The organism is Chitinophaga silvisoli, assembly GCF_003412465.1.
GTDB lineage: Bacteria > Bacteroidota > Bacteroidia > Chitinophagales > Chitinophagaceae > Chitinophaga > Chitinophaga silvisoli.
The window spans coordinates 1-330 of the sequence record NZ_QTJV01000061.1; the positions used below are offsets into that span (position 1 = coordinate 1).

Sequence of the window (330 nt, forward strand, 5' to 3'; positions counted from 1 at the left end):
GTTCTTATTCCTAAACTTATTAAAGGAACAGAACTTGAAAAAGTTTATAATATAATGACTAATAGAGGTATTCATCAAATTAATACTGTTGAAACTGTTAAAGTTGCACAACATAACAGAATGACACTTTGGAATAACGATGGGGTTCTAACTGATAAAGCTCTTAAAGAATTTGATGATAATGTATTTGATAATTCTGAATTGTTTAGTTATAATTATCTTTATCGCCAGCAAGAAGTTCCTCAACATATGGTTGATGCTAGTAATAAAGCTGCTATTCAGATTATGAAGAAAATGCTTGATAATCTTTCTAATCGAACTGAACTTAAT

The 330-nt window shown here is 28.5% G+C and carries 1 protein-coding gene; it reads left to right on the forward strand.

All coding sequences use genetic code 11. The features are described 5' to 3' along the window. On the forward strand, positions 1-330 hold a 330-nt coding region (locus tag DXN04_RS35105), incomplete at both ends, for a hypothetical protein (RefSeq protein ID WP_158569330.1).